The sequence below is a fragment of the Pseudomonas sp. YJ42 genome (genome assembly GCF_047225135.1).
GTDB lineage: Bacteria > Pseudomonadota > Gammaproteobacteria > Pseudomonadales > Pseudomonadaceae > Stutzerimonas > Stutzerimonas stutzeri_E.
Genome location: NZ_CP178378.1, coordinates 203,295 through 229,533, shown reverse-complemented (window position 1 = coordinate 229,533; position 26,239 = coordinate 203,295). Strand labels below are relative to the sequence as shown.

Here is a 26,239-nt window from a genome sequence, read left to right as displayed (position 1 = left end):
CCCACCCGGAGCCAAACGGCTTGCGCATCAATATCGAACAGAGGATTCACTCCCCCAAGTTGCGCGCAATTACCAATCGCTGAATATCGCTGGTGCCTTCGTAAATCTGGCAGACACGTACGTCGCGGTAGATGCGTTCCACCGGGAAGTCCTGCAGATACCCATAACCACCCAGCGTCTGGATCGCTGCCGAGCAAACCTTCTCCGCCATTTCCGAGGTAAACAGCTTGGCCATGGAGGCTTCGACCAGTGCAGGCTGGCCGGCCTCGCGCAGTGCGGCAGCGTGCAGCACCATCTGCCGAGCGACGGTGATTTGGGTGGCCATGTCGGCCAGGCGAAAGGCGACGGCCTGGTGTTCGGTAAGGGCTTTTCCGAACGCCTCACGCTCGCGCGCGTAATCGCGCGCGGCTTCGAAGGCCGCTCGGGCCATTCCCACGGCCTGGGCGGCAATGCCGATGCGGCCACCTTCCAGATTCGCCAGTGCGATGCGGTAGCCCTCGCCCTCCTCGCCCAAGCGCTGCGACTCATGCACGCGCATCTCTTCGAACGCCAGTTGGCAAGTGTCGGAGGCGTGCTGGCCGAGCTTGTCCTCGATCCGTACCACGTGATAACCCGGTGTATCGGTCGGCACGATGAAGGCGCTGATGCCACGCTTGCCGGCGTCCGGGTCGGTCACGGCGAAGACAATTACCGTGCCGGCGTGTTGGCCCGAAGTGATGAACTGCTTGGCGCCGTTGATAACGTAACCATCGCCGTCACGTCGGGCGCGGGTGCGCAAGCTGCTCGCATCGGAGCCGGCATGGGGCTCGGTGAGGGCGAAGGCACCGATCTGCGAACCGCTGGCCAACGGCGTGAGGTAGCGCTGTTTCTGTTCATCATTTCCAAAGCGCAGGATCGGCACGCATCCGACCGAGTTGTGCACGCTCATGATGGTCGAGCAGGCGCCGTCTCCAGCCGCGATCTCTTCGAGTGCCAGCGCATAGGCGATATACCCGGTGTCGCTGCCGCCCCACTGTTCCGGGCAGAGCATGCCGAAGAAGCCGAGCTCAGCCATCTCGGCAATCGCCTCGGCCGGGTAACGATGCTCGCGGTCCCAGTCGGCGGCGAAGGGTTTCAGCCGTTCCTGGGCGAATTGTCGAGCCATGTCGCGAATACTGGTCTGGTCATCATTGAGCAGCATGGCAATTCCTCAGTCGAGTAGTTCGACGGCCATGGCGGTCGCTTCGCCACCGCCGATGCAGATGGCCGCAATGCCCTTGCGCAGCCCACGGTCGCGCAGCGCGGCGAGCAGCGTGACGAGAATGCGCGCACCGGATGCACCGATCGGGTGGCCAAGCGCGCAGGCGCCGCCGTTGACGTTGACCTTGGCGTGATCCAGACCGAGCTCGCGCATGGTGACCATGCTGACTACGGCGAAGGCCTCATTGATCTCGAACAGATCCACCTCGTCGAGACGCCAGCCGGTGCGCTCCAGCAGCTTGTGGATGGCACCGATGGGCGCGGTCGGGAACAGGTTGGGCGCATCGGCGAATACCGCGTGGCCATGGATCACCGCTTGCGGCTTCAGGCCGAGCTTTTCGGCCCGGGAGCGTCGCGTCAGCACCAGCGCGGCGGCGCCATCGGAAATCGAGGAGGAGTTGGCTGCGGTAACAGTGCCGCCCTCGCGAAACGCCGGCTTGAGAGACGGAATCTTCTCCGGCATTGCCTTGGGCGGCTGTTCGTCATCGCGCACGGTGCGCTGCTCACGACCCTGCGTGACCTCCAGCGGGACGATTTCACTGGCGAAACGGCCAGCGGTAATGGCGTCGCGCGCCCGCTGCAGTGAGGTCACCGCGTAGGCATCCTGCTCCTCACGGCTGAAACCATGATTCTGCGCGCAGTCCTCGGCAAAGGTACCCATCAAGCGTCCCTTGTCGTAGGCGTCCTCGAGGCCGTCGAGGAACATGTGGTCAAGCACCTTGCCGTGGCCCATGCGGTAGCCGCCGCGGGCCTTTTCCAGCAGGTACGGCGCGTTGGACATGCTTTCCATGCCACCGGCAACGATCAGGTCGACGCTGCCAGCGCGCAGCGCGTCATGGGCGAGGATCGCCGCCTGCATGCCCGAGCCGCACATTTTGTTCAGCGTGGTGGAAGCGGTTGCCTTGCCTAACCCGGCGCCAAGCGCGGCTTGACGTGCCGGTGCCTGGCCGAGGCCGGCTGGTAGCACGCAGCCCATCAGCACCTCCTGCACCTGTTCGGCTAAAACACCGCTGCGCTCCACTGCAGCGCGAATCGCCGCCGCGCCCAGCTCCGGCGCGCTGAGGCTTTTCAGATCGCCCTGGAAACCGCCCATGGGCGTGCGGGCCGAGCCCAGAATCACGATTGGATCGTTGTTCATTGCTGTCTCCGATTATTTCGCGGCCATGCGCAGCGCACCGTCGAGGCGGATCACTTCACCGTTGAGCATGTCGTTTTCGATGATATGGCGTACCAACGCTGCGTATTCCGGCGCGCGACCCAGCCGCGGAGGGAACGGCACGCCTGCGGCCAGTGAGTCGCGCACTTCCTGAGTCATGCCGGCCATCATCGGCGTCTCGAACACGCCGGGGGCGATGGTCATGACCCGAATGCCGTGGCGTGCCAATTCACGTGCGGCCGGTAGCGTCATCGCGACCACACCACCCTTGGAGGCCGCATAGGCAGCCTGGCCGATCTGGCCGTCGTAGGCCGCGACGGAGGCCGTATTGATGATCACGCCGCGATTGCCCTCGGCGTCCGGTTCATTCCTGGCAATGGCCTCGGCAGCCAGGCGCAGCATGTTGAAAGTACCGATCAGGTTGAGGCCGATGACCTTGCCGAAACTGTCCAGACCATGCGGCCCCTGACGACCGAGTATTCTTTCGCCGCTGGCAACGCCGGCGCAGTTGACCAGCCCGTGCAGCGCGCCGAACCGCTCCACCGCCTCATTCACAGCCCCCTGCGCCGCAGCTTCGTCACATACGTTGGTGATCACACCCAGGGCATTGGTGCCCAACGTCTCGCAGCGCTCGTTCAGCAGCTTGGTATTGATGTCCGCCAGCACGACTTTCGCACCGGCCAGCAGCAGTATTTCGGCAGCCGCCGCGCCCAGCCCGGAGGCGCCTCCGGTGATCAGGAAAACCTTGTCTTGAATGTCCACAGCACAACCTCTCGAAAGCGTCCGAGATCGCCGCCGCAGGCACCTATGGTCAAGGCCGGTGCCCAAACGATCCCCTTGGCGGCATCTTCATCAGCCCGATCGGTGCGGACAATGGTCGTTCTTCTCAATCTGGCTGACCGTTTTGGCCAATCTGACCTGACTGAAGTCTAGACCGTACCCAGAATCAGTCGGCGGTACTGGCCGGGATTGGTCCCGGTCCATTTGCGGAACGCCTTGTAGAAGGAGCTGACATCGGCAAAGCCGAGGCGATCGGCGATTTCGCCATAGGTGATGGCGGCATCGGCTAGCCACAAGGTCGCCATTTCCTGCCGCACCAAGTCCTTGATGGTCTGGTACGGCAGCCCGGCTTCGGCCAGCCGACGGCGCAGGGTCGACGGCGAAACGCACAGTTCTTGAGCCAGCAGGTGGCTGGTCGGCCATTGCTCGGCCGGCAGCCCGCGCAATTTCGCCTTGATGCGGCTGGCCAGACTGGTGTCATCACGATACCGGACCAGAATGTTCGCTGGCGCCTGGGCCAGGAAGCCATGCAGTTCGGACTCACTACGGCGAACGGGCAGACCCAGCACCTCGGCGGCGAATATAAGGCGCGTGGTGGAACGCGAAAACCGCAGGTTGTCCGAAAACATCACGCGATAGTCATCGCTGTAGTCAGGCTCGTCGCAGCGCAGCTCCACCGCCAGCAACGGAATGCGCCGCCCGACCAGCCAGCACGCCAGCCCATGCAGCAACATCCAGAAGGTGAAGTAGGTAAATGCCCGTCGTGGCGACGTATCGCGCTCCAGCAGCACGATCTCGGCCAGACTTTCGCTACGGTTCAGTTCGCCGCGGAAGGCTTCGAAGGTTAACCCGAAGAAGTCCAGCGCCACTTGCATCGCACTGTCCAAGGTCGGCTGCGCCATCGCTGCGCGGCAGACGAAGGCAAAGCTGCCGACTCGCATTCGCCGCGCATCCATGCCGAAGAATTCATCGTCGAAATGCCGTGCCAGTCGCCGCCAGAGCTTGCTGTACTCAGTCACATCGACCCGCGCCTCCGAGTCGTCGAGCGCGATTGGCGAAAGTCCGAGGTTATCCAGCAGGGCCTGAGCAGGCAGCACCGGCGTGGTAAAGGCCAGCAGTGCCTCGTGCACCAACTGGACCGAAATGGTGCCCTTATCCTCGCGGATCATGCGCGCCCCATCATCTGATCCTGGCTGCTGGCGGCGACGGCGCGGAGAAAATCCCAGCACACGCGCATCCTCGCCAGGTCCTTGTTTTCCACGGGCATCAGCATCCAGAACGTACGGGTGAACTCGATTTCGTCGACCAGCACCTCCTTGAGCAACGGCTCCTTGCGTGCGGAGAATGCGGGCAGTATCGCGAGCCCGGCCCCGGCGGCGACGGCTTCCTGCTGCGCAAGAATGCTGGTACTGCGCAGCGAATGCTGACGGGGGCGAACGATCTCGTCGAGGAAGAACAGCTCCTTGCTGTAAAGCAGGTCCTCGATATAGCTGACGAACACGTGGTGGCTCAGATCTTCACGGCTGCGGATGGGCGGATGTTGAGCGAGATAGGCCTCCGACGCGTAGAGCCGCAACACGTAGTCGGTCAGCTTGGTGATCACGTAGGGGCCACGTTCCGGCCGTTCCAGCGTGATGACGATGTCCGCTTCATGGCGCGCCAGACGCACCGAGCGCGGAACGGCCAGCAGATCCACGCCGAGGTGCGGGTAGTCGCGGGTGAGCGTGGCCAGTTGTCCGGCCAGCATCAGCGTGCCATAGCCCTCGGTCGCGCCGATGCGGACCTGACCGGAGAGTTTGTCAGCCGTCAGGCTCGGCTGTTCGATGGAGGTAATGGCGCTTTCCATCGCCTCGGCTTGGGTGAGTAATTCACGACCGGCTTCGGACAACCGATAGCCCGCCTTGGCGCGGATGAACAGCTGCCTGTCCAGCGCCTTTTCCAGTGCCTGCACCCGGCGCGCGACCGTGGTGTGATCGACCGCCAGGCGCCGCGCCGCCACCGTCAACTTGCCCGCGCGCGACAGTTCGAGAAAGAAACGCAGGTTGTCCCAATCCACCGTAGGCTCCAGATCCGTGAGGTCATCGCGCACGCCAACAGGGCCGGCTGTGCAAAAAAACAGAATACATCTGCATATTAGTCGCATGTGTTTACTATTTTTACACTGCTAGGCTCGTTCATCGAACCCTGCTCGCCTTACGGCGTGCACATCATTCCAACGAGAAGGAACCGACATGAGCCAGAAGATCCAGCTCGAGATACGCGACCACACCGCCCTGCTGACCATCGCCAACCCGCCGGCCAATACTTGGGACCGCGAGTCGCTGGCCTTGCTGGAACAACTGATCGGTCAGCTCAACGACAATCCGAACGTGTATGCGCTGGTCATCACTGGCCAGGGTGAAAAGTTCTTCTCGGCCGGTGCCGACCTCAAGCAATTCGCCGACGGCGACAAGGCCAGCGCCCGCGAAGTAGCCGAGCGCTTCGGCCATGCCTTCAATGCGCTGACGCGTTTTCGCGGCGTTTCCATCGCGGCGATCAACGGGTACGCCATGGGCGGCGGCCTGGAATGCGCGCTGGCCTGCGACATCCGCATCGCAGAGGAACAGGCGCAAATGGCCCTTCCCGAAGCGAGCGTCGGCCTGCTGCCCTGCGCTGGTGGCACCCAGAACCTGCCCTGGCTGGTGGGCGAAGGCTGGGCCAAGCGCATGATTCTCTGTGGCGAGCGCATCGATGCACAGCGGGCCGAGAAGATTGGCCTGGTCGAGGAAGTCGTCCCACGCGGACAATCGCTCGAGGCTGCGCTCAAGCTCGCAGCAGGCGTCAGCGCACAGAGCCCGTCCTCCATCAGCCGCTGCAAGCGCCTGGTGATGAATGCACGCAACGAGACCCACGCCGATGGCTGGGCCTCCGAGCGTGAACTGTTCGCGGAACTGTTCGATACCCAGGATCAGAAGGAAGGCGTCAATGCCTTCCTGGAAAAACGCCGCCCGAGCTGGAAAAACGCCTGAGCAACAAGGCCCTGCGCGGCTGCAGGGCTATCTCACCGCTAGACAGCTTCGCCCCGGGGGCGGGGCTCCCCACAGACCGTATCTACCGAACGTCGCATGCGGGACCTCCCCGATTGGCGTGCGCTTGCTCACCGCGGATTTGGCACCCACACCGGCCCGCTTTCGTGAGAGGCGCGCCCCGCAGCGAATGCCCACCGGACCGCCCAACCCTGGCCGCTTCACCCGGGTAACTCTCCTACCATTGGCGAGCTACTGCTGTGCGATCGGTCCTGCCTGGGGACCCGGACGCCTCCTGTCTCCGCTTCCGGTCGCCTTTTACTTGAAATTGCGTTTGATCAGCCGCTCCAGCCAACCCACGATGCCGGAGCGGAACAGCAGCACGCAGAGCACGAAAATCACGCCCAGAATCACATGCACCCACTCGCCCAGCGGCCCGTTGGATAGCGAGCTCTGCAAAGTCACCACCACCGTCGCACCCACGATCGGACCGAGAATAGTGCCGACGCCGCCCAGCAAGGTCATCAGGATCACTTCGCCGGACATGTGCCAGTGCGCATCGGTCAACGAGGCGAGCTGGAACACCACAGTCTTGGTCGAGCCGGCCAGGCCGGTCAACGCCGCAGAGATGACGAATGCCAGCAACTTGTGCGCATCGACGTTGTAGCCGAGCGATATCGCCCGAGGTTCGTTTTCGCGAATCGCCTTGAGCACCTGGCCGTATGGTGAGTGAATGGTGCGCTGAATGATGGCGAAACCGAACACGAACACCGTTAGCACGAAGTAGTACAGCGCCATGTTGTTCTGCATGTCGAACAGGCCCAGCAAGAACCCGCGCGGCACGCCCTGCATACCGTTTTCGCCGCCTGTGAACGGCGCCTGCACGAAGACGAAGAAGGCCATCTGCGCCAACGCCAGGGTGATCATCGCGAAATAGATGCCCTGCCTACGGATCGCCAGCAGTCCGAAGATCAGCCCCAATATTGTCGATGCCAGCGTGCCGGCGAGAATACCCAGCTCGGTGCTCAGGCCGCTGTAGCTGCTGAGCATGTAGCCGGTGATATACCCGCCACAGGCGAAGAACGCCGCGTGCCCGAAGGACAGCAAGCCCGCATAGCCCAAAAGCAGATTGAAGGCGCAGGCGAACAACGCGAAGCACAGCAGCTTCATCAGAAACACGGGGTAAACCATCATCGGCGCCACCAGCGCCAGCCCCAACAGCACCACGTAGAACATGTATTGGCGGCGCATCGCAGCACGGCGGCGCTCGCGTTCGGCGTTGGCTCGCGTGGCCACCGGAGACGCTTGAACGCTTTCTTGAGTCGACATGTTCACGTCTCCTTACCAAACAGGCCGGCGGGGCGAACCAGCAGGACCAGAACCATGATCACGAAAATCACCGTGTTTGCCGCCTCGGGATAGAACACCTTGGTCAGTCCCTCGATCAGCCCCATGGCGAGCCCCGTAATGATCGCGCCCATGATCGAACCCATACCACCGATCACTACTACGGCGAACACCACAATCAACAGATTCGAGCCCATGCCCGGCGTCACCGCGTAGATCGGCGCAGCCAGCACGCCGGCAAAGGCAGCAAGCGCCACACCGTACCCATAGGTCAGGGTGATCAACAGCGGTACGTTGATGCCGAAGGCCTGCATCAGCTTGGGGTTTTCGGTACCAGCGCGCAGATAGGAGCCCAACCGGGTTCGCTCGATCATGTACCAAGTGGCGAAGCACACCGTCAGCGCTGCAACAATGACCCAGCCACGGTAGGTCGGCAGGAACATGAAGCCCAGGTTATGCCCGCCCTTGAGCATGTCCGGCATTGGATAGGATGAACCCGAGACGCCGAACAGTTTGACGAAGCTGCCTTCGACGATCAGCGCCAGGCCGAAGGTCAGCAGCAGGCCGTACAGATGATCTTCCCCAGCGATGCGGCGCAGCAGGCCGCGCTCGATTCCGATGCCAAGCAGCCCGACCAGCAAGGGCGATAGCAACAGTGCCGCCCAGTAATTGATGCCCAGGTAGTTCAGCCCGAGAAACGCCGCAAAGGCGCCGAGCATGTACTGCGCGCCGTGGGCAAAGTTGATGATGCGCAGCAGGCCGAAGATGATCGCCAGACCAAGGCTCAGCAGCGCATAGAACGACCCGTTGATCAGGCCGAGCAGTAGCTGCCCGAACAGAACGCTCAGGGGGACGCCGAAAACGAGAGTCATGATTCACTACCCAAGGAATTTTCCGGGGTACCCAGCCGCTCTGGCGAGAGCCGGCCAGGTAAAGGCACGGATCGGGCGAGTCAGTTCTTCGCCGCCATCTTCTGGCACTGGCTTTCGCCTATAGGCCGGAACGCTTCATCGCCAGGGATGGTGCTGACCATTTTGTAAAGGTCCCACTCGCCCTTGGATTCGGCTGGGGTTTTCACCTTGACCAGATACATGTCATGCACCATGCGCCCGTCCTCGCGGATGCTGCCGTTTTTGGCGAACATGTCGTTGATCGGCGTCTTGGCCATCTGCGCACGAACCACTTGAGCATCATCACTGCCGGTTTCTTTCACGGCGTTGAGATAGTGCATGGTCGCCGAGTAGATGCCGGCCGGCACCATGCCCGGCATGCGGCCGACGCGATCGAAATAACGCTTGGCCCAGGCGCGGGATTCCTCGTTCATGTCCCAGTACCAACCGGTGGTCAGCATCAGGCCTTGGGTTACGTCCAACCCCATCGCGTGGATGTCGTTAAGGAACACCACCATCCCGGCAAGTTTCTGACCGGACTGGGTCACACCGAACTCGCTGGCGGTCTTGAGCGAGTTCACCGTGTCGGCGCCGGCGTTTGCCAGGGCGACCACGTCAGCGCCGGACCCTTGTGCCTGCAGGATGTAGGACGAGAAGTCACTGCTCGGGAACGGATGGCGAACGGTGCCGACCACGCTCCCGCCCTGAGCCTCAACGACTTTGGTGATATCGGCCTCCATGGCGTGACCGAAGGCATAGTCGGCGGTGAGGATGAACCAGCTCTTGCCGCCATCCTTGAGCACTGCATTAGCGGTGCCGTTGGCCAACGCGAAGGTATCGTAGGTCCAGTGAATATGGCTGGGCGAGCAGTACTCGTTGGTAATGCTCGATGCGGCCGCGCCGGAAATCAGCGCCAGCTTGCCGCCCTGCTCCACGACCTTGGCCGCCGCCAGCACTACGGAGCTGGCCACCATGCCGGTCACCATGTCCACATTGCGCTCGTCGATCCACTGCCGCACGGTGTTGGCGCCCACGTCGGGCTTGTTCAGGTCATCAGCGTTAAAGGTCACGATCTTCTTGCCATTGACCGTGCCGCCGAAGTCTTCGATCGCCATTTGCAGTGCTTCGAGGCCGCCCGGGCCGGACAGATCACGGTAGGTTCCGGACATATCGGCGAGATAGCCGATGCGGACTTCGTCGTTGCTAATTTCGGCCTGCGCGGCACCGGCGATCATGCTGGAAACCAGAACGGCAGCTGCGGTCTTCTTGATGGTTTTCATATTCACCCACTGTGTTTGTTTTTGTTGTTGTGGCTCTTGGTGTATTGGCCGGCGTGCACTTCGAACCGGCGGGACTTCCTGACGAAAAGGCCGTCAGACCCCCAGACAGCTATTCAAAAACTCCTTTTTCGAATCCAGTTCTGCAGCACTGATCTCTTCGATGATCCGGCCGTGCTCCATCACGTAATGACGATCGGCCAGAGGGGCGGCAAAGCGGAAGTTCTGCTCCACCAGCACGATGGTCAGCCCGCGTTTCTTCAGTTTGATCAGCACTTCGCCGAGCTTCTGCACGATCACCGGGGCCAGGCCTTCGGTAATCTCATCGAGCAGCAGCAGGTTGGCGCCGGTACGTAGAATGCGCGCCATGGCGAGCATCTGCTGCTCGCCGCCGGACAATCGCGTGCCCTGGCTGAAACGGCGCTCATACAGGTTGGGGAACATCTCGTAGAGTTCGTCCAGCCCCATGCCACCGCTGCGGACAGTGGGCGGCAGCAGCAGGTTTTCCTCGACACTGAGGCTGGAGAAGATGCCTCGTTCTTCGGGACAGTAGCCAACGCCGAGCCTTGGAACCTGGTGGGCAGGCATGCCGATGGTTTCGTTGCCGTTGATCACGATGGAGCCGGTGCGTCGCCCGACCATGTTCATGATTGCGCGCAACGTCGTGCTGCGACCGGAACCGTTGCGGCCGAGCAGCGTGACGAGCTCGCCCCGCCCGACGACCAGATCGACACCGTGAAGAATATGGGACTCGCCATAGAAAGCATGCAGATCATCCAGTCGCAGCTGGTCGCGGTCGGCCATGGGCGTCATGGGTGCACCTCTTCTGCGGCGGCTTCGCTGCCCATGTAGGCCTCGCGCACCTGGGGATTGGCCGAGACGGTGTCATAGTCACCCTCGGCCAGCACCGCGCCGCGCGCCAGCACCGTGATGCGGTCGCAAAGCCGACTCACCACGCTGAGGTTGTGCTCGACCATCAGCACCGTGCGATTCACTGCGGCTCGCCGTACCAGCGCCACGACCATGTCGACGTCTTCGCCCCCCATACCCTGGGTGGGTTCGTCGAGTAGCAGCACAACCGGATCCAGCGCCAGCGTGGTTGCAAGTTCGAGCGCCCGCTTGCGGCCGTAAGGCAGTTCGATGGCGAGCGTCTGGGCAAAGGTTTCCAGATCCACGTCCGCCAACAGCTGCATAGCACGGTCGTCCAGTTCACGCAGAATCCGTTCGGATTTCCAGAAATGATAGGAATTGCCCAGCTTTTGCTGCAGCGCGACACGGACGTTCTCCAGCACGGTCATGTGACCGAACACCGCCGATATCTGAAATGAGCGCACGAGGCCCAGCCGGGCAATCTCGTTGGCTTTCATCGAGGTGATCGGTTTGCCGCGGTAGAGAATGTCGCCGCGAGTGGGCGTGAGAAATTTGGTGAGGAGGTTGAATACCGTGGTCTTACCGGCGCCGTTGGGGCCGATCAGTGCATGGATGTGTCCCTTCTGTACGCGCAGATCAACGGAATCCACTGCGGTGAAGCCGCGAAATTCCTTGGTCAGGCCGCGCGTTTCCAGCACGAACTCTGGTTCCATTGGATGCCCTCTAACCTTGATTATTGTTGTTGGTTATGGCGCAGGTCGCTGCGTGACCTTTACGTAAACGATAACAACCACTTACGACTCGAGGCAAGCTGCAATTTCAAACGGCCGATTGACTTCTGGAGTCAATGATTCGAGGCCGCCCGAACGGAATTCCTCATTGAAGGTAGCCTAAAAAACCGGGCCACAACGGCCCGGCAAAGATCAACGAGGAGGGGTTGCGGTGTTGCGCTCTCCGGTTACCAGAGCGCCAGGGTGTAGCTGAGGATCAGACGGGTTTCGTTCAGGTCGGAGCCGAAGTTGCTGCGCACGGTCGCGTTGCGCACTTTCATGCCAAAGTTCTTCAGCGGTCCACTCTGCACCACGTAGGCGATATCGGTGTCACGCTCCCACTCCTCGCCTTCCCCACCGGCGGCCAGGTTGACGTTGTCACCGGACACGTAACGAGTCATCAGGCTCAACCCTGGCACGCCCACAGCAGCGAAGTCATAGTCGTAGCGAACCTGCCATGACTTCTCATCTTCGTTACCGAAGTCATTGATCTGCAAAAGGTTGATCAGCATGTTGTCGCCACCGCTGACATATGCAAAGCCGGTGTCGCCGCTCATCTTCTGATAGCCACCGGTAAAGCCATGGCCGCCGAGCCGGTAGGTGAACAGCGCGCCGAACGCGTTGTTGTCGACGTTGCTGCCGCCGTCGTCGGTGGAGCGCACGTAGCGCAGATCGGTTTTGAAGCTCTGGTTCTCACCCAGCGGCATGATATGGACCAACTGCATGTTGTGCTGGTCGTAGATGCCGTCCAGTCCGCCGTAGTAGTAGCTGCCGGTCAGTTCGGGGCTGAACTGATATTTGCCCCCAGCAAACAGGAACTCGTCGCTGGTCTTGGTGCTACCCAGCTGGATATTCCGTGCGCCGCCATTGAATACTGCCATCTCCTCGTAATCGGACGAGTCGCGATAACTGGTGCGATCGAGCCGCCCCGCATCCAGGGTCAGCCCTTGGACTTCTTTGCTCTGCAGCCAGGCACCGCGGTAGACGTTGGGGAGCAGGCGGCTGTCGTTGCGCATCAGCACCGGAATGATCGGCTGCAGGGTGCCAACGTGCAGCGTGGTGTTTGATAGTTTCGCCTTGGCGGTCAGCCCCGCGGTGCCGTAGTCATCCTGGGCGCGCTTGGTCTCCAGGTCGCGCTGCAGAATGCCGGTGCCGGAACGATCAGGGCTGGAGTCGAGCTTGACGCCCAACAGGCCGATGGCGTCGAGGCCGAAGCCGACCGGCCCGTCCGTGTAGCCTGATTCGATTTTCATGATGAAGCCCTGAGCCCATTCGTCGGCCTTGGACTGGCTCGCACCGCTTTCGCGGAAATCACGGTTCATATAGAAGTTGCGAAGCTCGACGGCCGCCTTGCTGTCGTCGAAAAACGCGGCTGAAGCCATCGTCGAGGCGCCCAGGGCGGATGCCGTCAGGCTGCTTAGGATGAAAAAACGGCTCAGGGGTTTCAGTTGCATAGTCATCTCTCTTGTTATTGTCTTGGTTGATGCAGCTGTGAGCCCGACCTGCTCCAGCCGGGGCTCGTATCTACCGCATATGCGGCAAATCCAGGGCTGTCGCTCAGCTCGCGGCAGGCTTGGGCACGCGGCCCAGCAAATAGAATTCGTCGTTGGGCGGTGTGCGCGCCATCGACACCAGACGGTTGGATAGACCGAACAGCGCGGCAATCGCGCCGATGTCCCAGATGTCGTCCAGCGTGAAGCCCAGACTCTCCAGTCGTGTCTGCCAAGCGTCATCCAATACGCCACGCTTGGCAGCCAGGTGCAGGGCGAAATCGAGCATGCCCCGCTGGCGTTGGCTGATCGGCGCGGTGCGATAGTTGACGGCGACCTGATCGGCGATCAGAGGATCCTTGGCCAGGATGCGCAGGATCGCGCCATGGGCCACCACGCAATACAGACAGCCATGATCGGCGCTCACCGCGACCACGATCATCTCTTTCTCGGCCTTGGTCAGGCTGGTGGACTCGCGCTCCATCAGCGCATCGTGGTACGCGAAGAACGCGCGAAATTCAGCAGGCCGATGAGCCAGCATCAGGAAAACGTTAGGAACGAAGCCTGCCTTCTCCTGCACGGCGAGAATACGCTCGCGTACATCCGCAGGCAGCGCGGCGAGATCCTCGACGAGCGGGAAACGACTGATCGATTGAGTCATGTGGCGCTCCGTATCGTTGCGATCGACAATGCGAGCGGCCGGTGCTGCTGACCGGCACGCCGCTGCTTGGTTACTCAGCAAGGCCCAGCTCAGCGACGCTGACTTCGCGCATCTTGAATTTCTGGACTTTGCCGCTGATGGTCATGGGAAATTCGTCGACGAACTTGATGTGGCGCGGCGTCTTGAAGTGGGCGATGCGCCCCTTGCAGAACGCGCGCAGATCGTCCGCCGTAGCCTCATGGCCGGGATGCAGCTTGACCCAGGCGACGATCTCTTCGCCGTAGGTCTTGTCCGGCACCCCGATCACCTGCACGTCAGCCACGGCCGGATGGGTGAAGAGAAACTCCTCGATCTCGCGCGGATACACGTTCTCACCGCCGCGAATGATCATGTCCTTGTTGCGCCCAACGATCTTCAGATAGCCCTCGTCGTCCATGATCGCCAGGTCGCCGGTGTGCATCCAGCGCGCGCCGTCGATGGCACCGGCGGTGGCTTCCGGGTTGTTCCAGTAGCCCAGCATCACGCTGTAGCCACGGGTGCAGAGCTCGCCGATCTGCCCGCGCGGGACGATGCGGTTGTGCTCGTCGACCACCTTGCTCTCCAGATGCGGCTGGGTACGCCCGACGCTGGTCACGCGGCGCTCGAGGTCATCGTCGGCACTGGTTTGAGTGGACACCGGGCTGGTCTCGGTCATGCCGTAGGCGATCTGCATTTCGGCCAGGTGCATGTCGTCGATGACCCGTTTCATCACTTCGATCGGGCAGGTCGAGCCAGCCATGATGCCGGTGCGCAAGCTGCTCAGATCCAGTGAGGGGCGTTCCGGGTGGTCAAGCATGGCGATGAACATGGTCGGCACACCGTACATCCCCGTGGCTTTTTCTTCGGCCGCGGCCTGCAGCGCCGCTAGCGGTTCGAATGCCGCGCTCGGATAGATCATGGTGGTACCGTGGGTGACGCAGCCCAGGTTGCCCATGACCATGCCGAAGCAGTGATACAGCGGCACCGGAATCACCAGCCGGTCGTGCTCGGTCAGCTTGAGGCTCTCCCCGACCATGTAGCCGTTGTTGAGGATGTTGTAGTGGCTGAGCGTCGCGCCCTTCGGAAAACCGGTGGTGCCCGAGGTGTACTGGATGTTGATCGGGTCGTCGAATTGCAGCTGCTCGCTGCACAGTCGCAGCTGCTCGGGTCCGACCTGATCGGCCATGTCCATCAGCCCTTTCCACAACAGCATGCCGTCCACCGGTGTGTCGCACAGGCTGATCACGCCGCGCAGCTCCGGGAGCATGTGACTTTGCAGGGCGCCAACGGCCGATCGCTCCAGCTCCGGCAGCAGCTCGTTGAGCATGGCGTGGTAATCGGAGGTTTTGAAGGCATCGGCGCAGATCAGCCAACGGCAGCCGGACTGCTTGAGCGCATACTCGAGTTCGTTGAGGCGATAGGCCGGGTTGATGTTCACCAGGACCACACCAATCTTGGCGGTCGCGAACTGGGTGATGCACCACTGAGCATTGTTCGGCGACCAGATGCCCACCCGTTCGCCCGGCTGCAGACCGAGCGCCAGCAGTCCCCTTGCGCAGCGGTCTACCTCATCGGACAGCTGGGCCCAGGTGTAGCGCAAGTTCTGATGGCGAACGACCAGGGCCTCACGCTCGGCGAACCGCTCGACTGCCCGATCGAACGCCGCACCGATGGTCATCGCCAACAGAGGTTTGGTCTGCGGACCGCAGGTGTAACTCGGAAGACTCATGTCGGACTCCTCAGTCTTATGTTTGTTATGAGGCCTTGCCGTCCGGGGATATCGATGAGTTGACAGTTATCCCGGCGTTTGATTACGTTAACGTAAAGGTAACAGCGTGACAACCCACCGCACCCTACACCTAAAGTCGCTGTTGGAGCGTGGTGAGCGAACAGGCCGGACGACAGGCGTTATCAACGTTTCGCGACGTCCGGCAGTCGAATCAGAACAACTACAAAACAGAACAGGTGGCACATGAACTACTCCGGCCTCAACTTCGCCCTCGGTGAAACCGTCGACATGCTCCGCGACCAGGTGCGCGGTTTCGTGGCTGACGAGCTGGCGCCCCGCGCCGAAGCCATCGACCGTGACAACCTCTTCCCCAGTGACATGTGGCGCAAGTTCGGCGACATGGGTCTGCTCGGTATCACCATAGACGAGGAATTCGGCGGCGCTGGCATGGGTTATCTGGCGCACGTCATTGCCATCGAGGAGATCAGCCGCGGCTCGGCTTCGGTTGGACTCTCGTACGGTGCGCATTCGAACCTCTGCGTCAACCAGATCAACCGCAACGGCACACCCGAGCAGAAGGCCAAGTACCTGCCCAAGCTCGTTTCAGGCGAACACGTCGGCGCCCTGGCGATGAGCGAGCCGAATGCCGGCTCCGACGTGGTCTCGATGAAGCTGCGTGCAGACCGCAAGGGCGATCGCTTCGTGCTCAATGGCAGCAAGACCTGGATCACCAACGGCCCGGACGCCAACACCTACGTGATCTATGCCAAGACCGACCTGGACAGAGGCGCCCACGGCATCACTGCGTTCATCGTCGAGCGTGACTGGAAGGGATTCTCGCGTGGGAACAAGTTCGACAAGCTCGGCATGCGCGGCTCCAACACCTGCGAGCTGTTCTTCGATGACGTCGAGGTGCCGGAAGAGAACGTGCTGGGCGTCGAGAACGGCGGCGTGAAGGTACTGATGAGTGGGCTGGACTACGAACGCGTGGTACTGGCCGGCGGCCCGGTTGGAATCATGCAGGCCTGCCTTGATGTGGTCGTGCCCTATATCCACGACCGCAAGCAATTCGGCCAGAGCATCGGCGAATTTCAGTTCATCCAGGGCAAGGTGGCCGACATGTACACCCAGCTCAATGCCAGCCGCGCCTATCTCTACACCGTGGCGCAGGCCTGCGACCGCGGTGAAACCACCCGTAAGGATGCCGCTGGAGTGATCCTCTACACCGCCGAAGCGGCAACGCAAATGGCCTTGCAGGCCATCCAGATCCTCGGCGGCAACGGCTACATCAACGAATTTCCCACTGGCCGACTGCTGCGCGACGCCAAACTCTACGAAATCGGCGCCGGTACCAGTGAGATTCGCCGGATGCTGATCGGCCGCGAGCTGTACAACGAAACCAAATAAGTTCGCCGAATAACGGTGGGCTGAAGCGGAACGTCGCTCGGCCCACGCTACGCAAGATACTCAATTCGGAGTGAGCCGCATGGCTATCCTGAATACCCAGATCAACACCCGCTCCCCCGAATTCGCCGCCAATCGCGACGCTATGCTCGAGCAGGTGGAAAGCCTCCGCACCCTGCTCGGCCGTGTCAGTGAAGGCGGTGGCGAGAAGGCCCAGCAGCGTCACATCGCCCGCGGCAAGTTGCTGGTACGCGACCGCATCAATGCCCTCCTCGACCCCGGTTCGGCGTTTCTCGAAGTCGCGCCGCTGGCGGCTTACAAGGTTTACGGCGAGGACGTTGCCGCCGCTGGCGTGGTCGCCGGCATCGGGCGCGTCGAAGGCGTCGAATGCATGGTCATCGCCAACGACGCCACGGTAAAAGGCGGCAGCTACTACCCATTGACCGTGAAGAAACACCTGCGCGCCCAGGCCATCGCTCAACAGAACCGCTTGCCTTGCATCTACCTGGTGGACTCGGGCGGTGCCAACCTGCCGCGTCAGGACGAGGTTTTCCCGGACCGCGAGCACTTCGGCCGCATTTTCTTCAACCAGGCCAACATGAGCTCGATGGGCATTCCGCAGCTTGCCGTGGTGATGGGCTCCTGCACTGCCGGCGGCGCGTACGTGCCGGCGATGGCCGATGAAACCGTCATGGTGCGCAACCAGGCGACGATCTTTCTCGCTGGCCCGCCCCTCGTGAAAGCCGCCACCGGCGAAGTGGTCACCGCCGAAGACCTGGGCGGCGCCGACGTGCACTGCAAGACGTCCGGTGTGGCCGACCATTACGCCGAGAATGACGAGCATGCACTGGCTATCGCCCGTCGCTGCGTGGCCAACCTCAACTGGCGCAAGCTCGGCCAGCTGCAGAGTCGCGAACCACGCGCGCCGCTGTACGCCGCCGACGAGCTGTACGGGGTGATCCCGGCCCAGGCCAAGCAGCCTTATGACGTGCGCGAGGTGATCGCACGGCTGGTCGATGGCAGCGAGTTCGATGAATTCAAGGCCCTGTTCGGCACCACTTTAGTTTGCGGCTTTGCCACGCTACACGGCTACCCCATCGCTATCCTGGCGAACAACGGCATCCTCTTTGCCGAAGCGGCGCAGAAAGGTGCGCACTTCATTGAGCTGGCCTGTCAACGCGGCATCCCGCTGCTGTTCCTGCAGAACATCACAGGCTTCATGGTCGGGCAGAAGTACGAGACCGGCGGCATCGCCAAGCACGGCGCCAAGCTGGTCACCGCGGTGGCCTGCGCTCAGGTGCCGAAATTCACCGTGGTCATCGGCGGCAGCTTCGGCGCCGGCAATTACGGCATGTGCGGACGCGCCTATGATCCGCGCTTCCTGTGGATGTGGCCCAACGCGCGCATCGGCGTGATGGGTGGCGAACAGGCTGCAGGCGTACTGGTACAGGTCAAGCGTGAGCAGGCTGAACGCAGCGGACAGGAGTTTTCCGAGCAGGACGAAGCCCACCTCAAGCAGCCGATTCTCGAACAGTACGAACGCCAGGGACACCCCTACTATTCCAGCGCCCGGCTATGGGACGACGGGGTTATTGACCCGGCGCAGACACGCGATCTGTTGGGCCTGGCACTCTCGGCCAGTCTCAACGCGCCGATCGAGCCGACCCGCTTTGGCGTATTCCGGATGTGAGCGGCGCTCACGCCCCCAGTGATCGAGGATTTGCCGTCATGACCGATTTCACCACCGTACAACTGGAAATGGATCCGCGCGGCTTCGCCACGCTCTGGCTCAATCGACCGGAAAAAAACAACGCCTTCAACGCCGAGATGATCCGTGAACTGGTGCTCGCCATCGATCAGGTGCAATCGGACAAGAACCTGCGCTTCCTGCTGCTGCGCGGGCGCGGCAAGCATTTCTGCGCGGGGGCCGATCTGGCCTGGATGCAGCAATCGGCGAAGCTGGACTTCGATGCCAACCTCACCGATGCCCGTGAACTGGCTGAAATGATGTACAGCCTCTACCACTTGAAGCTGCCGACGCTTGCGGTCGTGCAAGGCGCGGCCTTTGGCGGCGCAGTCGGGCTGATCGCCTGCTGCGACATGGCTATTGGCGCGCAGGACGCACAACTGTCGCTCTCGGAAGTGCGCATCGGCCTCGCGCCAGCGGTGATCAGCCCCTTCGTGGCCAAGGCCATCGGCGAACGGGCCGCGCGCCGCTATTCGATGACCGGCGAACGCTTCAGCGGCGAACGCGCTCGCGATCTTGGCCTGCTGTCGGAAACCTATGCCGCTGAAGCGCTGGACGACAACCTCTGCGGCTGGATCGACACGCTCCTGCTGAACAGCCCGCAGGCCATGCGCGCCAGCAAGGATCTGATGCGCGAAGCCAGCAGCGGATCGCTCAACCCGGCGCTTCGCCGCTATACCGAAAACAGCATCGCCCGTATCCGCGTCAGCCCTGAGGGGCAAGAAGGCTTGAATGCCTTTCTGGAGAAGCGCAAACCGAATTGGATACAGGAGCCACAACAATGATAACCACCCTTCTGGTGGCCAACCGCGGCGAAATCGCCTGCCGCGTGATGCGCACCGCCAAGGCCATGGGCCTGACCACCGTCGCCGTGCATAGCGCCATCGACCGTGACGCACGCCATGCGCGCGAAGCCGACATCCGCGTCGAGCTCGGTGGTGCCAAGCCCGCCGAAAGCTATCTGATGATCGACAAGCTGATCGCCGCAGCCAAAGCCAGCGGCGCCCAGGCGATCCACCCGGGCTACGGCTTTCTGTCCGAGAATGCTGATTTCGCCCGTGCCATCGAAGGCGCCGGGCTGATTTTCCTCGGCCCGCCCGCCTCGGCCATCGACGCCATGGGTAGCAAGTCAGCCGCCAAGGCGCTGATGGAAAAGGCTGGTGTTCCGCTGGTACCGGGCTACCACGGTGAAGCCCAGGATGTGGAAACCTTCCGCGCTGCCGCCGAGAAGATCGGCTATCCGGTGCTGCTCAAGGCCACCGCCGGCGGTGGCGGCAAAGGGATGAAGGTCGTGGAGCGCGAAGTGGATCTCGCCGAAGCACTGCAATCGGCCCAGCGTGAGGCGCAATCCTCGTTCGGCGATTCGCGGATGCTGGTGGAAAAATACGTGCTCAAACCACGCCATGTGGAGATTCAGGTGTTCGCCGACCAGCACGGCAACTGCCTGTACCTCAACGAACGCGACTGCTCGATCCAGCGGCGCCATCAGAAGGTCGTCGAAGAAGCACCAGCGCCAGGCCTCTCCCCCGAATTGCGCCGAGCCATGGGCGAAGCGGCGGTCAAGGCGGCGCAGGCCATCGGTTATGTCGGTGCTGGCACCGTGGAGTTTCTGCTCGATGCGCGCGGGGAGTTCTTCTTCATGGAGATGAACACCCGCCTGCAGGTCGAGCATCCAGTCACCGAAGCCATCACCGGTCTCGATCTGGTCGCCTGGCAAATCCGCGTCGCCCGCGGTGAACCCCTGCCGATCAGCCAGGATCAGGTACCGCTTAACGGCCACGCCATCGAGGTGCGACTGTATGCCGAAGATCCTGACAATGACTTCTTGCCGGCCACCGGTACCCTCGACCTGTATCGCGAATCCACTGAGGGGCCGGGTCGTCGGGTCGACAGCGGCGTGGCTGAAGGCGATACGGTTTCGCCGTTCTACGACCCCATGCTTGGCAAGCTGATCGCCTGGGGCGAAAACCGCGAAGAGGCGCGTCTGCGGCTGCTGGCCATGCTCGGCGAAACCTGTGTTGGCGGTGTGCGCACTAACCTGGCGTTCTTGCGGCGGGTGGTTGGGCATCCTGCCTTCGCGGCGGCGGAACTGGATACCGGCTTCATTCCCCGGCACGAAGCCGAACTGATGCGCCAGCCAGGCGAACTGGCGGATGCGTTCTGGCAGTTGGCCGCTGAGCTGTACATCGAAACCGAACCGGCCAAGGTACGCAGTGATGACGTCCACTCGCCCTGGTCGGATCGCGCCGGTCTGCGCTTCGGAATGCCGGCGCGGATTGGCGTGCACCTGACGTGTAACGGTGAAAACCGCCTGGTGCGGATGGATGAACCGGCCATTCAGCGCGAACCTGCAGCTGGCGGGGTACGCAAGCCGAAGGCAATTCGCCAAGGCCACACGCTCTACCTGGAGTGGGACGGCGAGCTGCACGCGGTAACCGGATTCGACCCCATCGCCGAAGCCGAAGCCAGCCATCAGCACCACGGCGGCCTGACGGCCCCTATGAATGGCAGCATAGTGCGCGTCCTGGTCGAGACCGGGCAAAGCGTCGAAGCCGGGGCCACGCTGATCGTGCTTGAAGCGATGAAGATGGAGCACAGCATCCGTGCGGCAGAAGCCGGCGTGGTGAAAGCCGTTTACTGTGCCGAAGGCGAGATGATCAGCGAAGGCACCACGTTGGTGGAGCTTGAGTGATGACCGTTACCGACGGCTGGCAGATCCGGGAGCACCTGCCAGTGGCGCCCCCCGGTGATAGCCTGCGGAACGTCGGTGCTACCCTTTGCAGGAGCGAGCTCGCTCGCCAGCCAGGCCCCTCGCGAGAACGCCCTAGCAGACCAATTCGCTCCAACAGAAGTACAAACGCCGCTCAATGGCTACATGCGGAAACGACGCACAAGCCCATTCAGGCCCACCGCCAGGCGCGAGAGCTCCTGAGTCGCCACGCTGGTCTGCTGGGCGCCAGCGGATGTTTGCACCGAAAGATCGCGAATGCTGACCAGGTTGCGATCGATCTCACGGGCGACCTGCGCCTGCTCCTCCGACGCACTGGCAATTACCAGATTGCGCTCGTTGATCCCAGCCACCGTCTCGGCGATCCGCACCAGGGCGACGCCAGCCGCCTCGGCTTTATCGAGTGTGCCCTGGGCGCGAGCGGCACCCTGTTGCAGCGCTTCAACCGTCCGCCCCGTGCCTTGCTGGATGCTACCAATCATCGATTCGATTTCGCGGGTCGACTCGCCGGTACGTTTGGCCAACGCTCGTACTTCATCCGCCACGACAGCGAAACCACGCCCGGCATCGCCGGCGCGAGCAGCTTCGATGGCCGCATTCAGCGCCAGCAGATTGGTCTGGTCGGCAACGGCACGGATCACATCCAGTACTCGGGTGATGTTATGGGTCTGATCGGCCAGTTCGCCGGCGCGTGCCGAAGCGCTGACGACGTCATCCGCCAACGCCTGAATCGACGCGATCGCCTCTTCGAGCTGCTTACGCCCCTGCTGAGCCGACTCGCTGGAGGCCCGCGACGCTTCAGAAGTGGACACGGCATTGCTGGCCACCTCTTCGACTGCGCAAGTCATTTCGTTCACCGCAGTGGCCGCCTGCTCGATCTGGTCGTTCTGCCGCTGCAGGCCCTGGGTGCTGTCCAGCATGACAGCGCTCATCTCTTCGGCCGAGGCGGTCAATACATGGGCCGAATCGTTGATCTGGCCGATGATGTTACGCAGGTTGATCTGCATTTCGCTCAACGAGGCCAACAGTTCGGTCGCTTCGTCATTGCCATCGACATGCACATCATGGGTGAGGTCGCCTTTGGCTATCTGATTCGAAACGGCGACAGCCCGACGCATGGGCCGGACGATACTGGCGGTCAACAGCAGGGCCAACGCAACGGTCGAGACCAGCGCAATCAGGATCACCGAGGCGATCACCATCTGCGCCTTCTGGTAAACGGAAGTAGCCGCCTCCACTGCATGGTGAGCGCCCTCTTCGTTGAAGGACCGGAGCTTCGACAAGGCCTGCTCGAACTGGTGGCTAAGATCGCTAACCCGCGCCTCAGCCCTGGCGGCCTGCTCGGCACTCGGGTTGCTATCAAGCACGCGCTGCCGGTCCTGAAGCGCCTGCGGATAATTCGCGTATACCTCCTTGACGATGCTAAATGTACGAGCCTCGTCGGGGTTGGAGATGTGATTCTCATAACGAACCATCAGGCGACCGATTTCAGTCATTGCCGCGGCGATCTCCTCACCACTCTTACGAAGCGTTTCGGCATCGTGAAAAGCAAGCTGACGCATGGATTCGATCCGTACGTGAGCGAAGTTCAGCGCCATATCGTCAGCGGCCGCCTGGCTTGGCATCCAATCGGAGTCGATTTCGCTGCCTGCGGCACGTATCGCCGCCATCTGCATCAGACTAAACAACCCAAGCGCGGTCAGCAGTACAGCGACAAGCGCAAAGAACAACAGCGTACGGTGGGAGATCTTCAGTTTGCGTAGCATGGCGGTTCTCGAACGTGGTGCCCCGCCAAGGAGCGGGTCTTCCAAAGTTATCTGCCATGCTGCTGGGAACTTGAGGGAGCAGAGTCGCCGTATGACCCATGGGTCTCCCCAACTTACCGGGACGGCACCGGCACTTGTTCATGAGGACAATCGATGACTACAACCACCGCAATGCCACGCCGGGTACGCCTGGTTGAAGTGGGCCCCCGAGACGGGCTGCAGAACGAAAAGCAGCCGATCAGCGTGGGCGATAAGGTACGCCTCGTGGACGACCTGAGTGCCGCCGGCCTGCATTACATCGAGGTCGGCAGTTTCGTGTCGCCCAAGTGGGTCCCACAGATGGCTGGTTCGGCCGAGGTATTCGCGCAGATCCGGCAGAAAACCGGGGTCACTTACGCCGCCCTGACGCCCAACCTGAAAGGGCTCGAGGCCGCCATCGAAGCCGGAGTCAGCGAGGTTGCGGTGTTCGGCGCCGCTTCCGAGGCTTTCTCGCACAAGAATATCAACTGCTCCATCGAAGAAAGCCTAGCGCGCTTCGCGCCGCTGATGGCAGTCGCACGAGAGAACGGCATCCAGGTGCGCGGCTACGTGTCCTGCGTGCTCGGTTGTCCCTACGAAGGCGAAGTGGACCCCAAGCGCGTCGCACATGTCGCTCATGAGCTGTTCGCCATGGGCTGCTACGAGGTGTCGCTGGGAGACACCATCGGCACCGGCACACCGGGCAAGACCCGGCAGCTGTTCGAGACGGTCAGCCGTGAGGTCCCGCGCGACAAGCTCGCCGGGCACTTTCATGACACCTACGGCCAGGCGTTGGCAAACATCTATGCCAGCCTGCTGGAAGGCATCTGCGTGTTCGACAGTTCGGTTGCAGGCCTGGGCGGCTGCCCATACGCCAAAGGCGCCAGTGGCAACGTGGCCAGCGAGGACGTGCTCTACATGCTGAACGGCTTGGGCATCGAAACCGGCGTCGATCTCGACGCCCTGATCGCCGCCGGACAACGCATCAGTGACGTGCTGGGACGACCCAACGGCTCACGAGTCGCTCGTGCGCGCCAGGCGGCGCAATGACGACAAAACGCCCGCTTGCACCGGCGCGTTCCGGTCCTATGGTTTGAGTGGCGGCACACGGAAAAACACGAGGTTCATATGAACAAGCTCTATCCCAACGCCCAGCAAGCGCTCGATGGCCTGATCGAAGACGGCATGACGCTCGCCGTGGGCGGCTTCGGTCTGTGTGGCATTCCTGAAGCGCTGATCGAAGCACTACGCGACACCGGCAAGAAGGATCTTACGGTGATCAGCAACAATGCGGGTGTCGACGGCTTCGGCCTGGGCGTACTGCTGGAAACGCGCCAGGTGCGCAAGATGATTTCCTCCTATGTCGGCGAGAACAAGGAATTCGAACGCCAGTACCTGGCCGGCGAATTGGAACTCGAATTCACGCCGCAAGGTACCCTGGCCGAGAAGCTGCGTGCAGGCGGTTCCGGCATTCCCGCGTTTTTCACCCGCACCGGCTACGGCACGTTGATCGCCGAAGGCAAGGAAACGCGCCAGTTCAATGGCGAGTGGTACGTGATGGAAGAATCGCTCACCGCCGACATTACCCTGGTCAAGGCGCACAAGGCCGACAAGGCGGGCAATCTGGTGTTCAACAAAACCGCGCGCAATTTCAACCCGCTCGCAGCCATGGCCGGTAGGGTCTGCGTGGTGGAAGTCGATGTACTGGTCGAAACCGGCGAAATCGACCCCGACCAGGTCCATCTGCCCGGCATCTATGTGCAGCGCATCATCCACAACCCGAACGCCGAGAAGCGCATCGAAAAACGTACGGTGAGGAGCTGATCATGGCCTGGACACGTGAACAGATGGCGCAACGCGCCGCGCAGGAATTGCAGGATGGCTTCTACGTCAACCTGGGGATCGGCCTGCCGACGTTGGTGGCCAACTATATTCCGGACGGCATGGATGTCTGGCTGCAGAGCGAGAACGGTCTGCTCGGCATCGGTCCGTTTCCCACCGAGGAGGAGATCGATCCGGACCTGATCAACGCTGGCAAGCAGACCGTCACCGCCCTCCCCGGCAGCGCCTTTTTCGACAATGCCATGAGCTTCGGCATGATCCGCGGCGGTCATATCAACCTGGCGATTCTTGGCGCCATGCAAGTGTCGGAGAAAGGTGATCTGGCCAACTGGATGATCCCCGGCAAGATGGTCAAGGGCATGGGCGGCGCAATGGACCTTGTCGCCGGGGTCAAACGCGTGGTGGTGCTGATGGAGCACACGGCCAAGGGCGCGCACAAGATCATCAAGCAGTGCGATCTGCCGCTGACCGGCGTCGGCGTGGTCGACCGTATCATCACCGACCTGGGCGTGTTGGACGTCACGGAACAGGGACTGAAGCTGGTCGAACTGGCTGACGGGGTCACCTTCGAGCAGATTCAGGAAGCGACCGGCTGCGCGATCCAACGCTGACGCAACGAGCGCTGGCTAAAAGCCACTGGGCATCGGGCCAGCGCAGCGTGTAGCCTTGGCTCGTTTCACATAAGTACAAGCGCCCGGTTCGTCGCGAGCCGCGGGTGGACAGGCAAGACTGGATATATTCATGGCAAAGCAGACCTACAGCATTTCCGATTTAGCCAACGAACTCGACATCACCACCCGTGCCATACGCTTCTACGAAGAACAGGGCATGCTCTCGCCGACACGGCGCGGCCAGGAACGCATCTACACCCCCAAGGACCGCGTCGCGCTCAAGCTGATCCTGCGCGGAAAACGCCTCGGTTTCTCGCTCGCCGAATGCAAGACGCTGATCGAGCTGTACGATCCCAAGGCGGGCAACCAGAAGCAGCTCAACATCATGCTCGGCATGATTGCCGAACGCCGCCAGCAGCTTGAGCAGCAACAACTGGATATCCAGCAGATGCAGCTGGAGCTCGATACTGCCGAAGAGCGCTGCCTCACCGCATTGAAAGCGACCCTGGGCAAAGAAGCGAGCTGAATGCCCAGCGCACGGCGAGCGCCTAGCGCCGTCTCGGTAACCGTCCCCCCGTTCTTAGCCGCAGCGACTCGCCACAACCACGTGGTGGGGTCGCCGTCTCGGCGTGTCCAACGCACTCGCCGTCCAGACCAAAAGACACTTTTCCAGATTATTGGACATACAAAATAATCCGCGCTCAGCATGTCCAGCCTGCTGGACAACACTTTCACCAGGTTGTTGGTGAAATGGCTCTGGGACGCGCGTTTCAACGTATTCATCGGGGCAGGCACAGAACCTGCTAGGTGATAAGCGCTAGAGGCCAGAATATCTGGCGGACGAGCGACCGGATGTCACTCGCCCGCCTCCACTGCGCAGCGCCACACCGG

23 protein-coding genes and 1 pseudogene are annotated in these 26,239 nt (G+C 62.0%); 9 read left to right on the top strand and 15 right to left on the bottom strand.

Annotated features, from left to right (window positions below; all coding sequences use genetic code 11):
• Nucleotides 1-46: 46 nt before the first annotated feature.
• The 5 genes from ACL0K2_RS01075 to ACL0K2_RS01055 all read right to left on the bottom strand — a co-directional run bounded on the left by ACL0K2_RS01075 (nucleotide 47) and on the right by ACL0K2_RS01055 (nucleotide 5,231).
• Nucleotides 47-1,180 (bottom strand): acyl-CoA dehydrogenase, encoded by a 1,134-nt coding sequence (locus ACL0K2_RS01075; RefSeq protein ID WP_413043570.1) that lies wholly within the window; start codon nucleotides 1,178-1,180, stop codon nucleotides 47-49.
• 9 nt (nucleotides 1,181-1,189) lie between these two features.
• Nucleotides 1,190-2,377 (bottom strand): acetyl-CoA C-acyltransferase, encoded by a 1,188-nt coding sequence (locus ACL0K2_RS01070; RefSeq protein WP_239609337.1) that lies wholly within the window; start codon nucleotides 2,375-2,377, stop codon nucleotides 1,190-1,192.
• 12 nt (nucleotides 2,378-2,389) lie between these two features.
• Nucleotides 2,390-3,157 carry an SDR family NAD(P)-dependent oxidoreductase gene (locus ACL0K2_RS01065; protein ID WP_413043569.1) on the bottom strand — a complete coding sequence of 256 codons (768 nt, stop codon included), beginning with the start codon at nucleotides 3,155-3,157 and terminating at the stop codon, nucleotides 2,390-2,392.
• Nucleotides 3,158-3,324: 167 nt separating this feature from the next.
• Nucleotides 3,325-4,344, bottom strand: coding sequence for an AraC family transcriptional regulator (locus tag ACL0K2_RS01060; protein WP_413043568.1), 1,020 nt, complete (start codon nucleotides 4,342-4,344; stop codon nucleotides 3,325-3,327).
• A complete protein-coding gene (locus ACL0K2_RS01055) occupies nucleotides 4,341-5,231 on the bottom strand; it encodes a LysR family transcriptional regulator (RefSeq protein ID WP_239609331.1) in 891 nt (296 codons plus the stop codon). Before ACL0K2_RS01055 ends, ACL0K2_RS01060 begins: the two co-directional genes overlap by 4 nt.
• A gap of 175 nt (nucleotides 5,232-5,406) precedes the next feature.
• Here ACL0K2_RS01055 and ACL0K2_RS01050 point away from each other — a divergent pair, with 175 nt between their 5' ends.
• The gene (locus tag ACL0K2_RS01050) at nucleotides 5,407-6,183 is read left to right on the top strand and encodes an enoyl-CoA hydratase (RefSeq protein ID WP_413043567.1); all 777 of its coding nucleotides are present in this window, start codon (nucleotides 5,407-5,409) and stop codon (nucleotides 6,181-6,183) included.
• Nucleotides 6,184-6,498: 315 nt separating this feature from the next.
• On the opposite strand, the gene ACL0K2_RS01045 is transcribed toward ACL0K2_RS01050, so the two are convergent.
• The 8 genes from ACL0K2_RS01045 to ACL0K2_RS01010 form a co-directional block, all read right to left on the bottom strand.
• On the bottom strand, nucleotides 6,499-7,509 hold the full coding sequence (locus tag ACL0K2_RS01045) for a branched-chain amino acid ABC transporter permease (RefSeq protein WP_413043566.1): 1,011 nt from the start codon (nucleotides 7,507-7,509) through the stop codon (nucleotides 6,499-6,501).
• Nucleotides 7,510-7,511: 2 nt separating this feature from the next.
• Nucleotides 7,512-8,399, bottom strand: a complete 888-nt coding sequence (locus ACL0K2_RS01040; protein ID WP_239609327.1) for a branched-chain amino acid ABC transporter permease — start codon at nucleotides 8,397-8,399, stop codon at nucleotides 7,512-7,514.
• Between the two features lie 80 nt (nucleotides 8,400-8,479).
• Entirely contained in the window at nucleotides 8,480-9,697 is a 1,218-nt protein-coding gene (locus ACL0K2_RS01035) for an ABC transporter substrate-binding protein (protein ID WP_413043565.1), read from the bottom strand.
• Nucleotides 9,698-9,790: 93 nt separating this feature from the next.
• Nucleotides 9,791-10,507 carry an ABC transporter ATP-binding protein gene (locus tag ACL0K2_RS01030; protein WP_045161937.1) on the bottom strand — a complete coding sequence of 239 codons (717 nt, stop codon included), beginning with the start codon at nucleotides 10,505-10,507 and terminating at the stop codon, nucleotides 9,791-9,793.
• Nucleotides 10,504-11,277, bottom strand: coding sequence for an ABC transporter ATP-binding protein (locus tag ACL0K2_RS01025; RefSeq protein ID WP_239609321.1), 774 nt, complete (start codon nucleotides 11,275-11,277; stop codon nucleotides 10,504-10,506). The genes ACL0K2_RS01030 and ACL0K2_RS01025 overlap by 4 nt, the downstream gene beginning before the upstream one ends.
• Before the next feature lie 245 nt (nucleotides 11,278-11,522).
• Nucleotides 11,523-12,788, bottom strand: coding sequence for an OprD family porin (locus tag ACL0K2_RS01020; RefSeq protein ID WP_045161935.1), 1,266 nt, complete (start codon nucleotides 12,786-12,788; stop codon nucleotides 11,523-11,525).
• Nucleotides 12,789-12,891: 103 nt separating this feature from the next.
• Complete coding sequence (locus ACL0K2_RS01015; RefSeq protein ID WP_045161934.1) at nucleotides 12,892-13,485, bottom strand: peroxidase-related enzyme; 594 nt, start codon at nucleotides 13,483-13,485, stop codon at nucleotides 12,892-12,894.
• A gap of 70 nt (nucleotides 13,486-13,555) precedes the next feature.
• Entirely contained in the window at nucleotides 13,556-15,232 is a 1,677-nt protein-coding gene (locus tag ACL0K2_RS01010) for an AMP-binding protein (RefSeq protein WP_045161933.1), read from the bottom strand.
• A gap of 243 nt (nucleotides 15,233-15,475) precedes the next feature.
• Here ACL0K2_RS01010 and ACL0K2_RS01005 point away from each other — a divergent pair, with 243 nt between their 5' ends.
• From ACL0K2_RS01005 to ACL0K2_RS00990, 4 genes are all read left to right on the top strand, one after another.
• Nucleotides 15,476-16,639, top strand: a complete 1,164-nt coding sequence (locus ACL0K2_RS01005) for an isovaleryl-CoA dehydrogenase (RefSeq protein WP_045161932.1) — start codon at nucleotides 15,476-15,478, stop codon at nucleotides 16,637-16,639.
• Nucleotides 16,640-16,718: 79 nt separating this feature from the next.
• A complete protein-coding gene (locus ACL0K2_RS01000; RefSeq protein ID WP_413043564.1) occupies nucleotides 16,719-18,326 on the top strand; it encodes a carboxyl transferase domain-containing protein in 1,608 nt (535 codons plus the stop codon).
• Nucleotides 18,327-18,364: 38 nt separating this feature from the next.
• On the top strand, nucleotides 18,365-19,168 hold the full coding sequence (locus ACL0K2_RS00995) for a gamma-carboxygeranoyl-CoA hydratase (protein ID WP_413043563.1): 804 nt from the start codon (nucleotides 18,365-18,367) through the stop codon (nucleotides 19,166-19,168).
• Nucleotides 19,165-21,075: an acetyl/propionyl/methylcrotonyl-CoA carboxylase subunit alpha gene (locus ACL0K2_RS00990; RefSeq protein ID WP_413043562.1), complete on the top strand. Its 1,911-nt coding sequence runs from the start codon at nucleotides 19,165-19,167 to the stop codon at nucleotides 21,073-21,075. The genes ACL0K2_RS00995 and ACL0K2_RS00990 overlap by 4 nt, the downstream gene beginning before the upstream one ends.
• A gap of 179 nt (nucleotides 21,076-21,254) precedes the next feature.
• Here the strand turns inward: ACL0K2_RS00990 and ACL0K2_RS00985 are convergent, their stop codons facing one another.
• Both ACL0K2_RS00985 and ACL0K2_RS00980 read right to left on the bottom strand, forming a co-directional pair.
• A complete protein-coding gene (locus ACL0K2_RS00985) occupies nucleotides 21,255-22,031 on the bottom strand; it encodes a methyl-accepting chemotaxis protein (protein WP_413044417.1) in 777 nt (258 codons plus the stop codon).
• A gap of 81 nt (nucleotides 22,032-22,112) precedes the next feature.
• Nucleotides 22,113-22,877 (bottom strand): annotated as a pseudogene (locus tag ACL0K2_RS00980) (MCP four helix bundle domain-containing protein); the annotation flags it as partial.
• Between the two features lie 171 nt (nucleotides 22,878-23,048).
• On the opposite strand from ACL0K2_RS00980, the gene ACL0K2_RS00975 reads away from it, so the two are divergent.
• The 4 genes from ACL0K2_RS00975 (at nucleotide 23,049) to ACL0K2_RS00960 (ending at nucleotide 25,874) form a co-directional block, all read left to right on the top strand.
• Nucleotides 23,049-23,945 (top strand): hydroxymethylglutaryl-CoA lyase, encoded by an 897-nt coding sequence (locus ACL0K2_RS00975; protein WP_196298655.1) that lies wholly within the window; start codon nucleotides 23,049-23,051, stop codon nucleotides 23,943-23,945.
• A 78-nt stretch (nucleotides 23,946-24,023) separates the two neighbouring features.
• Nucleotides 24,024-24,719: a CoA transferase subunit A gene (locus ACL0K2_RS00970; protein ID WP_413043561.1), complete on the top strand. Its 696-nt coding sequence runs from the start codon at nucleotides 24,024-24,026 to the stop codon at nucleotides 24,717-24,719.
• A gap of 2 nt (nucleotides 24,720-24,721) precedes the next feature.
• Nucleotides 24,722-25,348: a CoA transferase subunit B gene (locus ACL0K2_RS00965; RefSeq protein WP_239609311.1), complete on the top strand. Its 627-nt coding sequence runs from the start codon at nucleotides 24,722-24,724 to the stop codon at nucleotides 25,346-25,348.
• Between the two features lie 130 nt (nucleotides 25,349-25,478).
• Nucleotides 25,479-25,874: a MerR family transcriptional regulator gene (locus tag ACL0K2_RS00960; RefSeq protein ID WP_045161921.1), complete on the top strand. Its 396-nt coding sequence runs from the start codon at nucleotides 25,479-25,481 to the stop codon at nucleotides 25,872-25,874.
• The last annotated feature ends 365 nt before the right edge of the window (nucleotides 25,875-26,239 follow it).

Bases quoted from the DNA above. Each gene is read 5' to 3' on its own strand.
- ACL0K2_RS01075 (WP_413043570.1), bottom strand. From the start codon at position 1,180: ATGCTGCTCAATGATGACCAGACCAGTATTCGCGACATGGCTCGACAA.
- ACL0K2_RS01070 (WP_239609337.1), bottom strand. From the start codon at position 2,377: ATGAACAACGATCCAATCGTGATTCTGGGCTCGGCCCGCACGCCCATG.
- ACL0K2_RS01060 (WP_413043568.1), bottom strand. From the start codon at position 4,344: ATGATCCGCGAGGATAAGGGCACCATTTCGGTCCAGTTGGTGCACGAG.
- ACL0K2_RS01050 (WP_413043567.1), top strand. From the start codon at position 5,407: ATGAGCCAGAAGATCCAGCTCGAGATACGCGACCACACCGCCCTGCTG.
- ACL0K2_RS01045 (WP_413043566.1), bottom strand. From the start codon at position 7,509: ATGTCGACTCAAGAAAGCGTTCAAGCGTCTCCGGTGGCCACGCGAGCC.
- ACL0K2_RS01040 (WP_239609327.1), bottom strand. From the start codon at position 8,399: ATGACTCTCGTTTTCGGCGTCCCCCTGAGCGTTCTGTTCGGGCAGCTA.
- ACL0K2_RS01035 (WP_413043565.1), bottom strand. From the start codon at position 9,697: ATGAAAACCATCAAGAAGACCGCAGCTGCCGTTCTGGTTTCCAGCATG.
- ACL0K2_RS01030 (WP_045161937.1), bottom strand. From the start codon at position 10,507: ATGACGCCCATGGCCGACCGCGACCAGCTGCGACTGGATGATCTGCAT.
- ACL0K2_RS01025 (WP_239609321.1), bottom strand. From the start codon at position 11,277: ATGGAACCAGAGTTCGTGCTGGAAACGCGCGGCCTGACCAAGGAATTT.
- ACL0K2_RS01020 (WP_045161935.1), bottom strand. From the start codon at position 12,788: ATGCAACTGAAACCCCTGAGCCGTTTTTTCATCCTAAGCAGCCTGACG.
- ACL0K2_RS01015 (WP_045161934.1), bottom strand. From the start codon at position 13,485: ATGACTCAATCGATCAGTCGTTTCCCGCTCGTCGAGGATCTCGCCGCG.
- ACL0K2_RS01010 (WP_045161933.1), bottom strand. From the start codon at position 15,232: ATGAGTCTTCCGAGTTACACCTGCGGTCCGCAGACCAAACCTCTGTTG.
- ACL0K2_RS01005 (WP_045161932.1), top strand. From the start codon at position 15,476: ATGAACTACTCCGGCCTCAACTTCGCCCTCGGTGAAACCGTCGACATG.
- ACL0K2_RS01000 (WP_413043564.1), top strand. From the start codon at position 16,719: ATGGCTATCCTGAATACCCAGATCAACACCCGCTCCCCCGAATTCGCC.
- ACL0K2_RS00995 (WP_413043563.1), top strand. From the start codon at position 18,365: ATGACCGATTTCACCACCGTACAACTGGAAATGGATCCGCGCGGCTTC.
- ACL0K2_RS00990 (WP_413043562.1), top strand. From the start codon at position 19,165: ATGATAACCACCCTTCTGGTGGCCAACCGCGGCGAAATCGCCTGCCGC.
- ACL0K2_RS00985 (WP_413044417.1), bottom strand. From the start codon at position 22,031: ATGCTGGACAGCACCCAGGGCCTGCAGCGGCAGAACGACCAGATCGAG.
- ACL0K2_RS00975 (WP_196298655.1), top strand. From the start codon at position 23,049: ATGCCACGCCGGGTACGCCTGGTTGAAGTGGGCCCCCGAGACGGGCTG.
- ACL0K2_RS00970 (WP_413043561.1), top strand. From the start codon at position 24,024: ATGAACAAGCTCTATCCCAACGCCCAGCAAGCGCTCGATGGCCTGATC.
- ACL0K2_RS00965 (WP_239609311.1), top strand. From the start codon at position 24,722: ATGGCCTGGACACGTGAACAGATGGCGCAACGCGCCGCGCAGGAATTG.
- ACL0K2_RS00960 (WP_045161921.1), top strand. From the start codon at position 25,479: ATGGCAAAGCAGACCTACAGCATTTCCGATTTAGCCAACGAACTCGAC.